Here is a 16534-nt window from a genome sequence, read left to right on the forward strand (position 1 = left end):
TTATCTTTACAATTTCATAAAGTTAAGAATACATTAAAATATTCATCTTTGTAGATATACTCTCCGCCTCCTCTAACCTATAGTTGGCCGATAGCCAATGGTCTCGCAATAAACCAATTGCAAATCCATTTGGCATAAAACCAAGTCACGGGGATACCAGAGTAATATCGTATATTTGTAATTGTATAACATACCATAGATCAATATGAAGTGTTTAGATGACATCGGTGAAAATAAAAAGATTTTAATATGTCCTTTGAATTGGGGAATGGGTCATGCGACTAGATGTATTCCCATAGCCAAAGAGTTAATAGCCAAAGGTCATGAAGTAGATTTTGCCAGTGATGGTTCACCATTGGAATTGCTAAAAATTGAGTTCCCCACGGTTCGACACCACGCCTTAAGTTCCTACAATATTAGCTATCCAACCAAGAGCATATTGATCAATGTAGGTAGAAAGTTGGGCAATTTTATAAAAACCATGCGCAATGAACATCGACAGGTGGAAGGTCTGGTTGCCAAACATCAATACGATATAATTATCAGTGACAATCGATTTGGATGCCATGCCAAATCAACCTACAACATCTTTATTACCCATCAAATCAACCTACTTTCATCCAGTGGATTACTCGATCCAACCATTAGAAGATTCAATCAAAATTTTATCAACAAATTTGATAAGTGTTGGATTCCAGATTATCCGGATTATCCGGGATTAAGCGGTATACTGGGTCATAAACACAGCGGTATCTTAAATTATGAATACATCGGTCCTATTTCGAGAATGGTCCCTTACGATGTAGATAATAAATACCTAGTGACTGCCATTCTCTCCGGTCCAGAACCTCAGCGCACATTGTTTGAAAAAGAGGTTATCACTGAACTAAATAAGATCGATGCACCCACGGCATTGGTCAGTGGAGTTATCAACCATACCATACCTGACTATTCAACCTCTACCATGGATCACTTCCCTTATATGACGTCGGACGATATCAACAAACTTATCTGTCAATCCGAATACATTTTGTTTAGAGGGGGATATACCAGCGTCATGGATTTGGCCAAACTTCAGAAAAAAGGGATATGCGTCCCCACTCCAGGACAAACCGAACAGGAATATCTGACCAAGATGTATGCCGAGCAAAAACTTTTTCCAAGATATGTACAAGGCAAGCTCAATCTATTGGAAGCCCTCGAAAATATGGATCAATACAAGGGATTTTCTTCCATGGAATCAAATTCTAAGGACCATATGTATTCTAGTCCTAGTTAATTAGTTGGTTGTAAAAAGATTAAAAGTCTTCCACTTAGTTTTCAATCGTAATTCATCCATCGATATGGCAAGAGTTATACGAATTACATTTATAATTAACGGTAATCTTTCGATTTATTAGAAGTTTTACTTCGTTTAAAATACTCGCCGTAGCTACGGCTATGCCTGTGTTTTTAGCCTCGTCAAACTTCAAATATTCTCGAAATCTTTTCCGTCATTATAAAATGTAATTCGTATAATACATTAGTTTCCGATTAACCTTACCAACCGACATATCCATTATACCATACTAAGGTTAAGGGGAACGATATTTAAATAAATAGCATTTAAAATGGCGCTTGATTAAAAACTATCTCCCATAAACATCAGAAGATAGGGGCGTTCCATACATTCCATACATTCCATACATTCCATACATTCCATACATTCAAAAACTACAATCGTCAAGAGAAATTTCTAACAATTGATTATTTTAGATTTAATATTATTATCTCGCAATCCATCTATGCTTAGTTATGCCACAAACAAATAGTATCACCGCTTATTTTGGTTCGAATCTAGCAGAACTCCTATCGGACAAAATCCTTACCATCAACCCTTCATTTGATACGACATCTTACATTCTGGATATAGAAAATAAGGTTACCGATTTGACTTATACCCAAAGAGTGATATGTCATGCGGAAGTATTAAAAAAATATCTTCCCCAGGACTATTTGGCGGCACTAGACATTATTACTGGAATTTTGGGACCAGAAAATCCCTCGGAAACTGGGATGTTTAAACACTATTATTGGATTCTTCCCCTTGGTAAATATGTAGAACTATTTGGCCTTGACCATTTCACTCCATCTGTAAACGCAATCGCCGAAATCACTAAACGCAATACTGGAGAATATGCCATTCGCCCCTATATTCGACGATACCCACAAGCCAGTATTGAACGAATCACAGAATGGGCGCAATCCGAAAACTTTCATTTGCGACGGCTCGCTTCAGAAGGGCTACGCCCTAAACTTCCTTGGACTACCAAACTCGACACCTTTATAGATGATCCCTATCCGGTATTCGATATCTTATCTCTGCTAAAAGAAGATCCAATAAAATTTGTCCAAAAATCCGTTGCCAATCATATCACCGATTACCTTAAGGTACTCCCTCAACCCACTGAAGCCCTAATTGCAGAGTGGAAAACCTCAAGCCACCCTGTTACTCAGTGGATATGCAAACACGCAACTCGAAAATACAGTCCAGAATTCGCTCTACGTATAACATAGATATATACATACTGGACTTTCACAATATTTTAAATTATTGAAATCATAAAGTGAAAGTAAAAATGATATCTTTAGGATATCACAATCCACACTTAATTATGATAAAGGAAACTAAACCCTACATTCCGGCTCATATAAAGCTGCCAGAAACTACTACGAAAGCATTTATTTTAGGCGCTTTATTATCAATGGTTTTGGCCTCAGCCAATGCCTATTTAGGTTTATTTGCAGGTATGACGGTTTCGGCCAGTATCCCGGCTGCTGTACTTTCCATGGCGATATTACGCCTGTTTAAAAACAGCAATATCCTGGAAAATAATATCGTCCAAACGGCTGCCTCAGGTGGAGAATCCCTCGCTGCTGGGGTCATATTTACTTTTCCGGCATTAGTCCTCATGGGGTATTGGACAGAATTTGATTACTTAGAAACCCTCCTCGTAGCCCTATGCGGTGGGGTTCTCGGTGTATTGTTTACCATCCCCTTACGCAGTGCCTTAATTGAAAAACAAAAATTACAGTTTCCCGAGGGTGTGGCCACTTCAGAAGTATTAAAATCAGGTGAAAACGGAGGTAGTTCAGTTAAATTCCTAATCTGGGGTAGTGTCATTGGGGCAGGTATAAAATTATTCGAATCCGGGTTCAAACTGTGGAAAGGAGTGGCCGAAGGTGCTCTAGTAGGTGGCAATAAATTATATGCCTATTTTGGAATGAACCTATCTCCAGCCCTTATTGCTGTAGGATACATTGTCGGTCTAAAGATAGCTGTTCTTGTATTTTTAGGTGGCGTCATTAGTTGGTGGATCGTCATCCCTATATTGATGTGGCAAAACGGGATACCTGCCGACAGCAATTTATTGGATATTGGCTATGCCATGTGGAGTGATAAGATTAGATATATTGGTGTAGGAGCTATGGTCATCGGTGGGTTATGGGCCTTAGTAGATCTAAGATCATCTATAGTATTTGCCGCTAAAAGTGGTTTAGCCGCTATTAAAAACAAGGTCAATAAAAATGACATCCTTCGAACTTCTTATGATACTCCAATGTCATGGGTAATTATTGGGATTGGCATTCTTATTATACCCATATTTATTATTTATTATCGCATGATAGGTCATGCAAGCATCTCTGTATTCATGGCCATTATCATGGTCATCGCGGGATTTCTATTTTCTGCAGTAGCGGGATATATGGCAGGATTGGTAGGAAGTTCCAATAATCCCATTTCTGGGGTAACCATTGCTACCATATTGTCTTCTGCCTTAATCTTGCTCGCCCTTTTGGGTTCGGGCGCTGAACGAGGTCCTGCAGCAGCCATAATGATAGGGGCTGTGGTTTGTTGTGCTGCCGCAATTGCCGGTGACAATATGCAAGATCTAAAAGCGGGAAACATCCTCGGTGCAACCCCCTTTAAACAGCAAATTATGCAAATGGTGGGAGTAATATCGGCAGCCCTAGTTCTGCCTTTGGTATTGCAACTGCTACATACAGCCTATGGTTTTGGCCCCAGTAGTCCAGAACATCCAGATGCGCTATCTGCTCCACAAGCTACCTTAATGGCCAGTGTTGCAGAAGGAGTTTTTAAAAACAATCTACCTTGGGACATGGTATATCTCGGTGTAGCCATTGGACTGGTCATCATCCTTATCGACCAATATCAGAAGAAACGAAAATCTAGTTTTAGAGTGCCCGTATTAGCGGTAGCAGTAGGAATCTATTTACCCTTTATTTTGGATAGCGCCATTATGTTTGGAGGTCTAATCGCTTGGGCTGTCGATCGATTTATTAAAAAGAAAGAAAAACTAGGGGAAGAAAATTTTGAAGAAAAATCTAAAAATAGCGAGCAGGCAGGTCTGTTGATCGCATCAGGACTTATAACCGGTGAAGCCCTTATTGGAATTGGACTCGCCATACCTGTAGCCATCTATGGCAGTGCCAATGTATTGGCATTGGTAGATGAGCCTTTTACCGCTTGGATTGGTATTCTTTTGATCTTTACTCTGGCATATTATATTATCCGAAGTGCGCGTAAAGCATATAAACCCAATGAATAAGTAAAAACTTCAAGTCCGATTGAACTTTCCATATCTATAGTTATACCAGATTATTGATATGGAAACTTCAATCTGGATCAAATCAATAATAAATTTATAGTAAACATGGCCAATACGAAATACATGTATACTTATTCAAAAATTACCGATAGGCCAAACCCTATTGATTTAATATAGCCTCAAAAGGATCGGCTGACCGATCAAAATCTTTATAAGAATTACCTGATTGAACATTGGAGATACGCAAGGTTCTCTCCCCCATTTTGTGTTCGGTAGATATCAATGCACCTGAAGCCAATGTCTGCCACCCTTCCCAAGAAGATCTGAATCCCGGTTGTGGAATCACAGAGACTGTCATTTCGTAAGCGGTAGGCAGGTAGTTTTCGTCGAATGACCATACATATATATCTCCTGGCGTAACGCCACCGGTATTATAAACCACTTTTAATTTAGTCGTGTCTTGGTCTTGAACCAAACTGCGTTCCGTACCATCGGCAAACAATTTCGCAGGTGCATTTAACCAGAATTCATCATTGCAATAAAAACTCCAAGCCTGTTCTAACATAGACATCTTTAAACTATCTTCCTTGACTTCCACTTTATCCTGCATTGCCATCCCGTCTTTATTGGCAATATTCAACAACACTGTGTTATTGTCCCAGACCACTTCTACAAAATTGCGATTCTTGTCCAACAAAAAAGTTCTTCGGTCTCCAAAGGTCCAACTCACCCACGGCGTAGCTACCCAATCGTCATAATGAATGGCTTCTTGGATTTTTACAGCTAGACTATCTGCCGGAGTAAGGGCTATGTTATCTGCGGTTGAATTCGAAGTACAAGACCAACTTATAAAGATGGAAAAAATAATGGCTAGGGTAGAAAAGTATTTTAGTCCTTTCATAATAGGTTTATAGATTAAACAAAAAAAGCGAAGAATAATTCTCCGCTTTCCTAATTTTTGACAAAATTAATTGAGTATATATCTTGCAGCAATTCCCCCCGCTTCGGCGCCAAATCCATGACCACCGGTCAGTGATATAGATGGTATCCAGTCAATACTTAAGTTAAGCGGAATATCATTAAAGGTATAATCTAATCCCAAGTTACCAGCTATTCCAATATTCACATTGCTAGAATCGGTATATTCGCTAGAGAAAAACCCCGCGAAAGCACCACCACCATAATACCAATATAGATTGGGGACGTCGTTAATTGGATTGTGTTTTTGAGCCAATGCCGTCACTGAAAAATAACTGGCTCCTAAATATGAATTTCTAAGATTCACAATGCCTTCTCCAGCTAAATCCTCCGTAAAAAAATGTTTTAGCGATCCTGCAAATCCCCAACCCAATCTCAGACCAACTGCATTGTCATAATTTTGAGCTTCAATTTTAGTCACGGATACGCAACAAATGAACATAAACAATACGACTACTAACTTTTTCATAGAAATTTGTAATTTAAATTATATAAAATATATTCTATTTTTCTGGGCTTAAAGATAACAATACCTATCGTTTCAGATCTATATTTTAAATATATTAAGTGTGCTAATATGTTCAAATCCTGAGTTAAAATCGCCAGAAGAGCATTTCATTCTTGGCATTCTAATAATTTATCGCTAATTTGATGGAAACAAAAACAGATTTAATGCTTAGAATTCATCTATACAATATTCACGGTTTAATTAAGAGCACGGGATTGGAGATCGGGAAAGATGCGGACAATGGAGGGCAATTGATCTATGTATTGGAACTGGCAAGACATCTATCTCAACACCCTGATGTAGAGCACGTTCATATATTTACCAGACTCATCAAAGACCCTAAAGAATTTCCAGAATATGGTCTAGAAGTCGAAAAGATTAATGACAAATGCGATATTAGACGTATACCCTGTGGTGGACCATTGTACATGAGAAAGGAAAAACTCTGGAATCATTTAGATGAATTTGTCGCCAACACTTTTCTCCATATTGAAAAACACAATATCAAACCAGATTGGATTCATAGTCATTACGGAGATGCAGGTTACGTAGCCAAAGAAATATCTCTTAAATATTTAGTCCCTTTTGCCCATACTGGTCACTCTTTAGGTAAACCTAAGAAAAGTAAAATGGCCGACTTGGGGATGTCGGAAGAGGAAGCTGAGGCCACCTTTAATTTTAAGAAAAGAATAGCAGCGGAAGAAACCTGTCTTTCACTTGCAGAATTCATCATCACTTCCACCTATCAAGAGATCAGTGACTGGGAGCGTTATGACAATTTTATGAAGGGCACACTACACGTTTTGCCTCCAGGCATTGACACCAATAAATTTTTCCCTTATTACCGCCACCAATTAGGCAACGAAGAATTGCAACTGGAAGTAGCACAAAGAAAATATTGGGTGAGCCAATCTATTGAAAAATTTTTAGTTCAACCGTCTAAGCCCACTATTCTTGCCCTTGCTCGACCCGATCGAAAGAAAAATCTTCACACCCTCATCGACACCTATGGTCGAGACAAGGAAATGCAATCCTTATCTAACCTTGTTATCTTTGCTGGAATTAGAAAGGACATCAATAAAATGGGGCCATCAGAAAAAGAGGTTTTAACTGAAATGCTTCTCCTGATGGACAAATACGATCTATATGGCAAACTCGCCATTCCTAAAAAGCACGATATTGAAAATGAAGTAAGTTTAATCTACCAATACTGTGCTGAGAAAAGAGGAGTGTTTATCAATCTAGCACTTCATGAAAATTTTGGCCTAACCACCATTGAAGCAGCGGCCTCTGGTCTACCTGTTGTGGTCACTAAAAATGGAGGTCCTTCAGAGATTATCCCAAAATGTAAAAATGGATTTCTCGTCGACCCTCTCAATAAAGAAGAAGTCAGCACAGCGATTAAGACCATAATCACCGATGAACAAAAATGGCGGGCATTTTCCAATCACGGTATTCTCGCTGCCAAAAAATACTACAGCTGGACGGCCCATACCAATATATATATTGGCTGGATTCATGAAACCCTAACTCCGAAAAAACAACGCATACCCAAAGAATTAAATGTTCCCAAGGAAAAATCCAAGCGATTTGTAAGCGCCAAAAGACTGCTGGTAACCGATATCGATGGGACCCTAGTGGCTTCTGAGACTTCCTATCCCGGTTTAGAAGAATTTAAATCCTTTGTTGCCAACCACAAAGATGATTTTTGTATTGCCGTGGCTTCTGGTCGTTCTTACGAATTGGTCAAGGATATATTGAAAAAAATCGACTTTGATCCCGACATGATCATATGTTCAGTAGGAGCTAGAATTTATTACGATCTCGAAGGTAAATCTCCAGACGAAGATTGGGCAGAATACTTGAATTTTAAATGGGAAAGAAAAAGAATTGAGGACAAACTTTCTGCCGTATCATGGCTAAAAAAGCAACCATCTGCCGGTCAAGACACCTATAAATTATCTTACGAATACGATGTAGAAGATTTTGATGAAAATGAAATTCGAACCGTTTTAGACAGAGATTTTTATGAAATCACCATGATCAATTCCCATGAAAAGTTTTTAGATATTTTACCGGTAAATGCTTCCAAAGGCAATGCCATTCGATACCTCAGTCAAAAATGGGCCATTCCTTTATCCAATGTTATCGCCTGTGGTGATTCCGGCAATGACCTCGACATGTTTAGAAAACCGATTAGGGGAATCGTCGTCGGCAATCGATCTGAAGAATTGAAATATTTAAAAGAAGATGAATTTCTATATCTTTCGGAAAATAATGCAGCCGAAGGAATAGTAGATGGTCTAAAACATTATGGATTTAAAATATAAAGTTTCTTATGCTATATACCGGAAGTGGATTCAAAGACTGGGAAATAGGAGATATAGAAGTAATAAAACACGGAGATACTTTCCATTTATTTCATCTCATCATACCCAACCACGATTACATTGCTCATGCCGTTTCCAATGACGGTATCAATTGGCGAAGAGTTCGACATGCTATTTTTGTCGGTCACCCCGGAGAGTGGGATGATGATATGTTGTGGACCATGGATGTGTCCCAAACCGAAAATGGATTTGAAATGCATTATACCGGCCTGCAATTGGCAGACAAAGGGGTGGTTCAAAAAGTAGGACGTGCAGTTTCTCCCGACCTCTATCATTGGACGAAGGACAATAATTTCAATCTGCCCATAGGATCGGAAGGGCCCCATTATGAAGACCTCGACAACAATCCTAGAACTTGGCTTAGCTTTAGAGACCCATTTCGATTTGTTCACGAAGGTCACCAATATCTATTGATCTGCGCTCGAAGCAGTCATGGCCCCATTAGTCGACGAGGAGTGGTGGGAGTAGCAAAATTAGAAGACAATGAGTATAAACTCCAAAAACCTTTACTCAATCCTATAGCTTACGACGATATCGAATGTCCCTGTCTAATAGTTTTGAAAGGCAACTATTACCTAATTGGCTCTATACGGGAAGACATTAAGGTCAGGTATTGGTATTCGGAAACCTTTGAAGGCCCATATCGAAGTTTTCATTCAGATGTTCTAATGCCTCAGGGCAATTACGCTGCTCGGATTATCAGAGATGGAGAACGTATCCTACTGTATTGCTTTTATTTCTTGGATCGCCAAATCAATTTAAAAAGAGTGCTTCCGCCGCCCAAAGAATTGGATATTGACGACAGAGGGCGATTGTTTTTAAAGAGTTATCATGCATGGGAATCCATGCAGATAGATCATATTAGTCAGGACAATTTTGCTGATATGGTCCCTATATTGAGAAATAGCTATGCATCTATGGAAATATCAGCGGACAAATGGACATTTCAATCCATATCGGGATACGAAATATTTACATTCCAAAAACCTGCCAAAAATATAAAATGGGAAGGCACACTACACCTTGAAGGAATGGGCAAGAGTGGATTGGTGCTCAATGAAGATGGGCAAGGCAACGGGTATTTTATTGCCATCGATTTTGTCAATGGTTATGTCCAAATTAGGAAATGGGGTTATAACGAAGCCGATCATCACAACAATTTTATATTCACCAACCTTCAAAGTGGGCTATTTAATCCTCCCGAGAATCGGAAAATAAATTTTAGTTTGATTATTTACGGACATTATATTGAACTATCTATAGCCAATAAGGTAGTGCTTACCCTAGTCGATTACAAATATACTGGGGATCGAATTGGAATATATTCTGCTTCGTCTGTGATTTCGCTAATAGATAGTACTATACATACGTTAAAAGAACCGGAGACTGAATACGCCAGTACCGATCTTGCGTAAAGGCAGGTAGATGAACAACATTATCGAGATTATTTCAACTGATTAACTACTATAGTTAACCATGAGTCAGGGCATGAACCTAAATAATGTCGTTCAATATTTATAGTCAAACCAAAAAAACACAGGCAATGATGACAGACGATAGATTGATAGGGATATTTGATGAGGGCCATCCAGGACCTTTGGTGATCATGATTGGTGCTATTCACGGAAACGAAACAGCAGGGCTCAAAGCATTGGACTTATTACTGAAAATGTTAGAAGTTGAATATATCACCAATACCAGTTTTGTGTTCAAAGGTAGGTTGGTAGCGATCAAAGGAAATATTGACGCCATCAATCAAAGTAAAAGATATATTAAAAAAGATCTCAACCGACAGTTTCGCGAAGAATGGATTGAAAATTGGAGTCGTAGTACAGATCTCCAATATGAAGAAAAACAGGCTGTTGAGTTGGTGAATTTTATTAAATCGATGATTGAATCCTATAACCCAACAGAAGTATTTATACTCGATCTCCATACCACTACAGCCACTGGAGGGATATTTACCTTGGTGACTGATGATGCTGAGTCCATTCAATGGGGGTTGGAGTTACACGCTCCGGTCATTGAAGGATTTCTAGACGGTATTAGTGGAACCGTACTCCATTATTTCAATACCAAAAACCTACAGCGACCTACTGCCACACTATGTTTTGAGGCAGGTCAACACGATGATGTATTATCGGTTAATCGAGCCATTGCCGCTGCAGTCAATTACCTAAGTGCTATTGGTTGTGTCGAAAGATTTCATATCGAAACCCAGCACAATAAAATCCTCAATCAATATGCCAAAGGACTTCCAACCCACTGTAGATTGTTGTACAATCACGAAATAAAAGAAAACGATGGGTTTAAAATGTTGCCCGGTTTTAAAAATTTTGACCCTATCGTCAAGGGCCAAGTATTGGCATCCGACCACGAAGGAGATATTTCAGCCCTTAGTTCAGGTAGAATATTGATGCCCCATTACCAAGAACAAGGCGAGGATGGTTTTTTTATTATTGAAGATTTAAGCGATGAATTGATTTCATAGCATTGTATACTACAAAATGCTTTTAGTATTAATTCTATCTATAACATAGCGGCTTTTATGAATATAAAACTATTCCATTCCGCCTGTTACTTTAAGTCTGAATCAATGATTCTCTTTGGTTTGCACAGATATTGCAAACCCTGTTTCTATATGAGATTAACCTTATAGACTACCTCTGTATTGACCGCCATCGACCACTAAGGTCTGTCCCGTAATATAACCACTGCCATCACTCAACAAATATGATGCATAAGCTGCCAATTCATCGGGATTCCCGATTCGTCCTACGGCAGTATTACCGGCAAAATCGGCTTCAATATCGGCCAATGTTTGTTGTTCTGATACTCTCATGGCCATCAAAGAAGTCAATCGATCGGTTTTATGAGATCCAGGCGCCAGTATATTAAGAGTAATGTTTTTATTAGAAATCTCTCCAATAATGGATTTCATCAACCCAACCATGGCCATCCGGAAAGTATTGCTCAATACAAGACCGGGGATGCCTTGTTTTATTGAAGCACTTTCTATCATCAAAACCCGACCATAGTTTTGTGCTTCCAACTTGGGCATCAATTCCAATAGCAAATCGATTTTCCAACGCAGTACCGTGGTATAGCCCTTATCCCAATCACTGATATCAGAGCCCATAAAAGGTCCAGCTGGTGGCCCTCCTGCATTGATGACAACTCCGTGAATCCATTGCCCTTCAATACTATCTAAGATCGACTCTTTACCTTCACTTGTCATTACATCAGCCACCACAGCAGTCACTTGGTCAGGATAAGCTGCTGTCAACTCTTGCAATTTTTCTGCTGATCTTGCCACGGCTACTACCTGAGCTTTTTCCCGACATAATTGTTCAGCTATAGCTCGCCCAATCCCAGTACTGGCACCCATTACCAAATAGTTTTTACCCTCCATTTCCAAATTCATCCTAGTGATTTTCCTTGATTTAATAAATTGAAATATAAAACTAATTGAAATTATACCAAATTCATATGGGATAAACTAAAACTTTCACAGTAAATCATAGAAAATAAAGCCACCTGAATAGTCAAAACTTTCATAACACTATCCACATAATTTCCTTGATAATAATTCTATCCCTTTCCCTATAATTAGATCAAAGTAGCCTAGTTTGTTTTACATTCTAAATCCAAATTTTAGCTGCAGTCCAGTATTGTTTCCTTCTTCTAAATAGGTTTGGTTTTGGATTCTGATTCCCAACAATAAATTTTCCGTCAGCTTAATGGTATTTTCAACCACAAGATTAAATCCAAATCTCCTGTTTTTATAGAAACCATAGGTATTGGGTATATAGTAACCATCTTCAATTCGATAAGAGGATATCTTTGCATTTGAGATCTTCATAACACTAAAGCCCGTACCTATTCTAAAATCAGTTTTGTTTGTGTTTTTAAATGGGGAAAAATATCCATTTAAATTACTGAGCACATAATTTGAACTTGCGTATTCTCCGCCCTCACTTTTCCCTAAACCAATACTTAAACTAGTGGCCCATTTATCCGTTAACCTGTAGTTTACTTCACCTTCAAAAGAATTTGCCAACAGATCTGACTTGCCATGATAAATAAATCCACCACCTAACCTCATATCCATTCTCGATGAGCTCTCCTGTCCTAAGGTAATGGTATTCATCCCCAGTAGGAGTAGAAATAAATAAAACAACTTCATAATCTTAAATTTTAATAATTTCAGTAATTGAGTATCATTCACCCTATTAAATTAATCAAAAACAATCAACTCAATGAAAAAATCAATAATAAAAGAACCCTTATTTAATTTAACCCACTAAAACTAGATTAAAAACACTTATTGCAATAAAATACAAACTAAACACAATACTATAAACTAATCATTATCGATTAATAAAACAACAGATACAATTTCACACAAACAAAATCCCAACAAATGCCAATCGCATCCAATAAATTAGAAAATCATATCATTTGTAAATAAAACAGTGAACACCATGATTTAATTAAAAGTCCTTCGGTCAAGTGTATTTACTGCCGTGATTATTTAAATAAATCACAGCTTTAATGACATTATCTTCAGAATATCAATGACATAAAAATTGACTACAATACTTATTACGCCAAAATTCTTATACAACGACAAAGGTTTTTATTACCAAAACCGAAATTAATCTATCCATTCGCCTTCATATTGTTTCCTTATATTTGAATCGTCATGGGGATAAGCGGTATTACACTTTATTTATTGGTTGGCTGTCTAATCTGTATACTGATTCAGGCTCTGCATTGGTATAGTGTATTCTGGTTGCGTCAACCTATATCACAGTCGGATTTCAAGACCAAAATGGCGCAAATAGTCCAATCTAATATTGGTCTGGAAACTAGTAATCAACAAATGGACATATCCGATAAAAGGGATGGCCCAATTCCAATAGCCGTGCAAGAAAAAACAAAAAACACCTCTCATTTAAAGACAGACATAAAAAAACAAATTCATTTTTCCATCATTGTGTGTTACCATCAAAAGCCCGATGATATAACCTCAGCTATCCATTGGGTATTGGAACAAGACTATCCATACTTTGAATTAATCTTAGTCAACGATGGTGATTCTACTATATTCAGTAAAGTTGAAGAAGAATTTTTGACGAGATATTCAGAGAAAATTAAATATATTTTTCACTCAAAACAAAATATGGGCAAAAGGGGGGCATTGGCTAGGGGAATAGCAGAAGCCCAAAATCCCTATTTGGTTTTTACCGATATCGATTGCATCCCTCCTTCTACATGGCTATCCACTATAGCCCTACATATTCAACCCCATATTCAAGTAATTCTCGGGGTATCCCCCTACTTAAAAAACAAACAATTCCTCAATCAAATCGTGCAACACGAAACATTTCTCACTGCTGTGCAATACCTAGGCTGGGCACAACGCGGCATGCCCTACATGGGATTAGGGCGAAATATGGTTTATCACAAAGATTTATACCATGCCGACCAGTTTCAAAAATCCCAATCCGTGCCCTATGGAGATGATGATTTGTGGATCAACAAAGTCGCCCGTAAAGACAATACCACGACCGTGATAGCCAAGGAAAGCTTTGTGCCTTCCCTACCTCCACTTTCGTGGTCGTCGTGGTTCAACCAAAAAAAGAGACATCTCAGTGCAGGAAAATACTACAGTCGTCGCAGCAAAATGACCATTGGAATATTCAGTGCTTGTTTAGTAATAGAAAAAATATTATTATTATCTATAATTTGCATTGACATTCAATTGTTTTTATATTTAATCCTATTAAAATACATTGTATTATTTGTTGCCATACACCATAATAAACGAAGAATTGGGATGGTGAACTCAGTTGGAAGTTTTTGGCTCTATGAATACTTCCATTTCATATATTTGTTGGTAATTTCGCCGTATATTTTTTTCATTTCAAAACCCAACTGGTAACATGAAGACCATTCTCAAATATTTTACTGATTTCACTCAAACACAAATTGAACAATTCGAAAAGATAGAGGCCGTATACCGGGATTGGAATGCAAAGATCAATGTGATCTCTAGACAAGATATCGACCATATATATTTACACCATGTACTGCATTCCCTCAGCATAGCGGCTCATGTCAATTTTCGTCCAGGCAGTAAGATCTTAGATTTGGGCACCGGCGGTGGATTTCCCGGCATCCCATTGGCAATATTCTTCCCTGAAGTTGATTTTCATTTAATCGATGCGAGGCGGAAAAAAATTACCGTAGTCAACGAAGTAATTCAAACCTTGAACTTGTCCAATGTATATGCCAGTCATTTAAGAGCGGAAGAGGTAAAGGAAAAATACGATTTTGTAGTCACCAGAGCAGTGGCTCCATTGGAGGATTTGGTTCGTTGGTCGCGTCCATTGATTGCCAAAGAAGATAGAAATTCCATTCCCAATGGGATAATTGCACTAAAAGGTGGAGCTTTAAAGAAAGAATACAAGACTGTTGCCAAAAGTGTTTATATTGAAGAAACCAAAATCAGCAACTACTTTAAAGATCCATATTTTCAAGCCAAGTATTTGGTGTATTTACAATATTAGGTAAATGGAAGAATTACTCAAAGACGAACTTCAAATAGCCAATCAACACAGTATCTCAGCCTATATCATTCTGGGATTGGGTGTTGTCTTAGTCTATCTATTCTATCGTCTGTTATTAAGGTTGGGACTCAAATTTATAAGTGTAGACAAGGGGGATATTTTTGAACGCAAGATTCGCAGTATATTAAAATACCTTTGGATACTATTTTCTTTGCAGATCATTCTTTTTGGCTTAAAATGGAATCAGTTTTCCATTCTCGAATTCCTTGTAGAACAATTTAAACTGGATTGGAACATTTCAAAGGAAGGCTTTAGAATATTTGAGGTAAGCAAATTGATATATGGATTAATTATTTTTCAATTTGCCAAACTATTGGATTGGATTCTAACCCGGTTTATAAATACTCAAATTGTACAGACGGGGAGTAAAAGCAAAATAAAAAAATATCTAACTCAGGAGGAAGCGGAACGAAAAACCAATGTAACCGTACAATACCTTGCTTATGGCATAGCAGCCATACTAATTATTAATTCATTTAATCTAGATTTTGTCATCGTTTCTTTTCCCAGTGCAGGAGACAGTCCCTTGACCTTCAAACTATCCAACTTAATCAGCGTAATCAATATTATGTTGGTGGCCCGTTTGTTGAATTCGCTATTTATCAATATTTTTTTACGCAAATTATATACGTCTAAAGGATTGGACATAGGTCGTCAATATTCCTTTAATCAATTGTTAACCTACTTTGTATATATCATTGCGGTATTGTTTGCATTTAGAAGTCTGGGTTACAATACAACCATTATATTTGGTGGATTAGCGGCTTTACTAGTAGGGGTTGGAATTGGACTACAACAAACTTTTAACGACTTCTTTAGTGGAATCTTGTTATTATTTGAACGATCCATTGAGATTGGCAATGTAATTGAAGTCGAAGGTCAGGTTGCCGAAGTAGAAAAAATTGGTTTGCGCACTTCATTTATACGAAACAGGAACAACATTATCATGATCGTCCCCAATTCTATATTGGTCAATGGTCAGATCACCAATTGGAGTCATATGGATAGTAAAGCCCGATTTTACGTAGAATTCGGGGTAGCATACGATACCGATTTAGTCTTATTTGAAAAAATTCTCTTAGAAGAAGCCAAGAAACTCGATGATATTCTCCCCTATCCCAGTCCACGAGTGCAAACGACTGCAATTGCTGCATCCACCTATAACATACGATTGTTATTTTGGACGCAAAACTTTATGCAGTTACCAGATTTACAGTCTAGACTAAGAAATGCTGTGATCAATGCTTGTCGTACACATAAAATCGAAATGGCCTATGACCAATTGGATATTCGATTCAAAAACGAAATCATAGCTAGACCAGAAGCTGACAAATCTATGAGAATCACCCCATTAAGTCCAGACAGAGAATTTGAATAATCCCAACTATTTAATCTCAATATTTTCACTAGCAA

General features: G+C 37.9%; 13 protein-coding genes. 9 read left to right on the top strand and 4 right to left on the bottom strand.

The window, feature by feature from the left end; all coding sequences use genetic code 11:
* The first annotated feature begins 205 nt into the window (after window positions 1-205).
* From LVD51_RS17680 to LVD51_RS17690, 3 genes are all read left to right on the top strand, one after another.
* The gene (locus LVD51_RS17680) at window positions 206-1279 is read left to right on the top strand and encodes a glycosyltransferase (RefSeq protein WP_236972696.1); all 1074 of its coding nucleotides are present in this window, start codon (window positions 206-208) and stop codon (window positions 1277-1279) included.
* Between the two features lie 515 nt (window positions 1280-1794).
* Window positions 1795-2556 carry a DNA alkylation repair protein gene (locus tag LVD51_RS17685; RefSeq protein ID WP_236972697.1) on the top strand — a complete coding sequence of 254 codons (762 nt, stop codon included), beginning with the start codon at window positions 1795-1797 and terminating at the stop codon, window positions 2554-2556.
* A 98-nt stretch (window positions 2557-2654) separates the two neighbouring features.
* On the top strand, window positions 2655-4610 hold the full coding sequence (locus tag LVD51_RS17690) for an OPT family oligopeptide transporter (RefSeq protein WP_236972698.1): 1956 nt from the start codon (window positions 2655-2657) through the stop codon (window positions 4608-4610).
* 160 nt (window positions 4611-4770) lie between these two features.
* Here LVD51_RS17690 and LVD51_RS17695 read toward each other — a convergent pair whose 3' ends face one another.
* Together LVD51_RS17695 and LVD51_RS17700 are read right to left on the bottom strand one after the other, a co-directional pair.
* Window positions 4771-5511 (bottom strand): hypothetical protein, encoded by a 741-nt coding sequence (locus LVD51_RS17695; RefSeq protein ID WP_236972699.1) that lies wholly within the window; start codon window positions 5509-5511, stop codon window positions 4771-4773.
* 66 nt (window positions 5512-5577) lie between these two features.
* The gene (locus LVD51_RS17700; protein WP_236972700.1) at window positions 5578-6057 is read right to left on the bottom strand and encodes a hypothetical protein; all 480 of its coding nucleotides are present in this window, start codon (window positions 6055-6057) and stop codon (window positions 5578-5580) included.
* Between the two features lie 182 nt (window positions 6058-6239).
* Here LVD51_RS17700 and LVD51_RS17705 point away from each other — a divergent pair, with 182 nt between their 5' ends.
* The 3 genes from LVD51_RS17705 (at window position 6240) to LVD51_RS17715 (ending at window position 10977) form a co-directional block, all read left to right on the top strand.
* Window positions 6240-8426 carry an HAD-IIB family hydrolase gene (locus tag LVD51_RS17705; protein ID WP_236972701.1) on the top strand — a complete coding sequence of 729 codons (2187 nt, stop codon included), beginning with the start codon at window positions 6240-6242 and terminating at the stop codon, window positions 8424-8426.
* Between the two features lie 8 nt (window positions 8427-8434).
* Window positions 8435-9901: a glycoside hydrolase family protein gene (locus LVD51_RS17710; RefSeq protein ID WP_236972702.1), complete on the top strand. Its 1467-nt coding sequence runs from the start codon at window positions 8435-8437 to the stop codon at window positions 9899-9901.
* Between the two features lie 128 nt (window positions 9902-10029).
* Complete coding sequence (locus LVD51_RS17715; RefSeq protein ID WP_236972703.1) at window positions 10030-10977, top strand: succinylglutamate desuccinylase/aspartoacylase domain-containing protein; 948 nt, start codon at window positions 10030-10032, stop codon at window positions 10975-10977.
* A 162-nt stretch (window positions 10978-11139) separates the two neighbouring features.
* Here LVD51_RS17715 and LVD51_RS17720 read toward each other — a convergent pair whose 3' ends face one another.
* Together LVD51_RS17720 and LVD51_RS17725 are read right to left on the bottom strand one after the other, a co-directional pair.
* Window positions 11140-11910, bottom strand: coding sequence for an SDR family oxidoreductase (locus tag LVD51_RS17720; RefSeq protein ID WP_236972704.1), 771 nt, complete (start codon window positions 11908-11910; stop codon window positions 11140-11142).
* A gap of 210 nt (window positions 11911-12120) precedes the next feature.
* Window positions 12121-12672: a hypothetical protein gene (locus LVD51_RS17725; protein ID WP_236972705.1), complete on the bottom strand. Its 552-nt coding sequence runs from the start codon at window positions 12670-12672 to the stop codon at window positions 12121-12123.
* A 519-nt stretch (window positions 12673-13191) separates the two neighbouring features.
* Between LVD51_RS17725 and LVD51_RS17730 the strand changes: the two genes are divergently transcribed.
* Genes LVD51_RS17730 through LVD51_RS17740 form a run of 3 tightly spaced genes read left to right on the top strand, consistent with a single transcriptional unit; the run spans window position 13192 to window position 16499 of the window.
* Entirely contained in the window at window positions 13192-14433 is a 1242-nt protein-coding gene (locus LVD51_RS17730; protein WP_236972706.1) for a glycosyltransferase, read from the top strand.
* A gap of 1 nt (window position 14434) precedes the next feature.
* Window positions 14435-15061, top strand: coding sequence for a 16S rRNA (guanine(527)-N(7))-methyltransferase RsmG (rsmG, locus tag LVD51_RS17735; protein WP_236972707.1), 627 nt, complete (start codon window positions 14435-14437; stop codon window positions 15059-15061).
* Window positions 15062-15065: 4 nt separating this feature from the next.
* Window positions 15066-16499: a mechanosensitive ion channel family protein gene (locus LVD51_RS17740; protein ID WP_236972708.1), complete on the top strand. Its 1434-nt coding sequence runs from the start codon at window positions 15066-15068 to the stop codon at window positions 16497-16499.
* The last annotated feature ends 35 nt before the right edge of the window (window positions 16500-16534 follow it).

Origin of the sequence: Membranihabitans marinus (assembly GCF_021729155.1) — a bacterium.
Classification (GTDB): domain Bacteria; phylum Bacteroidota; class Bacteroidia; order Chitinophagales; family Saprospiraceae; genus Membranihabitans; species Membranihabitans marinus.

Excerpts from the sequence above, each read along its gene's own strand:
- LVD51_RS17680 (WP_236972696.1), top strand. The coding sequence starts at position 206 with ATGAAGTGTTTAGATGACATCGGTGAAAATAAAAAGATTTTAATATGT.
- LVD51_RS17685 (WP_236972697.1), top strand. The coding sequence starts at position 1,795 with ATGCCACAAACAAATAGTATCACCGCTTATTTTGGTTCGAATCTAGCA.
- LVD51_RS17690 (WP_236972698.1), top strand. The coding sequence starts at position 2,655 with ATGATAAAGGAAACTAAACCCTACATTCCGGCTCATATAAAGCTGCCA.
- LVD51_RS17695 (WP_236972699.1), bottom strand. The coding sequence starts at position 5,511 with ATGAAAGGACTAAAATACTTTTCTACCCTAGCCATTATTTTTTCCATC.
- LVD51_RS17700 (WP_236972700.1), bottom strand. The coding sequence starts at position 6,057 with ATGAAAAAGTTAGTAGTCGTATTGTTTATGTTCATTTGTTGCGTATCC.
- LVD51_RS17705 (WP_236972701.1), top strand. The coding sequence starts at position 6,240 with ATGGAAACAAAAACAGATTTAATGCTTAGAATTCATCTATACAATATT.
- LVD51_RS17710 (WP_236972702.1), top strand. The coding sequence starts at position 8,435 with ATGCTATATACCGGAAGTGGATTCAAAGACTGGGAAATAGGAGATATA.
- LVD51_RS17715 (WP_236972703.1), top strand. The coding sequence starts at position 10,030 with ATGATGACAGACGATAGATTGATAGGGATATTTGATGAGGGCCATCCA.
- LVD51_RS17720 (WP_236972704.1), bottom strand. The coding sequence starts at position 11,910 with ATGAATTTGGAAATGGAGGGTAAAAACTATTTGGTAATGGGTGCCAGT.
- LVD51_RS17725 (WP_236972705.1), bottom strand. The coding sequence starts at position 12,672 with ATGAAGTTGTTTTATTTATTTCTACTCCTACTGGGGATGAATACCATT.
- LVD51_RS17730 (WP_236972706.1), top strand. The coding sequence starts at position 13,192 with ATGGGGATAAGCGGTATTACACTTTATTTATTGGTTGGCTGTCTAATC.
- rsmG (WP_236972707.1), top strand. The coding sequence starts at position 14,435 with ATGAAGACCATTCTCAAATATTTTACTGATTTCACTCAAACACAAATT.
- LVD51_RS17740 (WP_236972708.1), top strand. The coding sequence starts at position 15,066 with ATGGAAGAATTACTCAAAGACGAACTTCAAATAGCCAATCAACACAGT.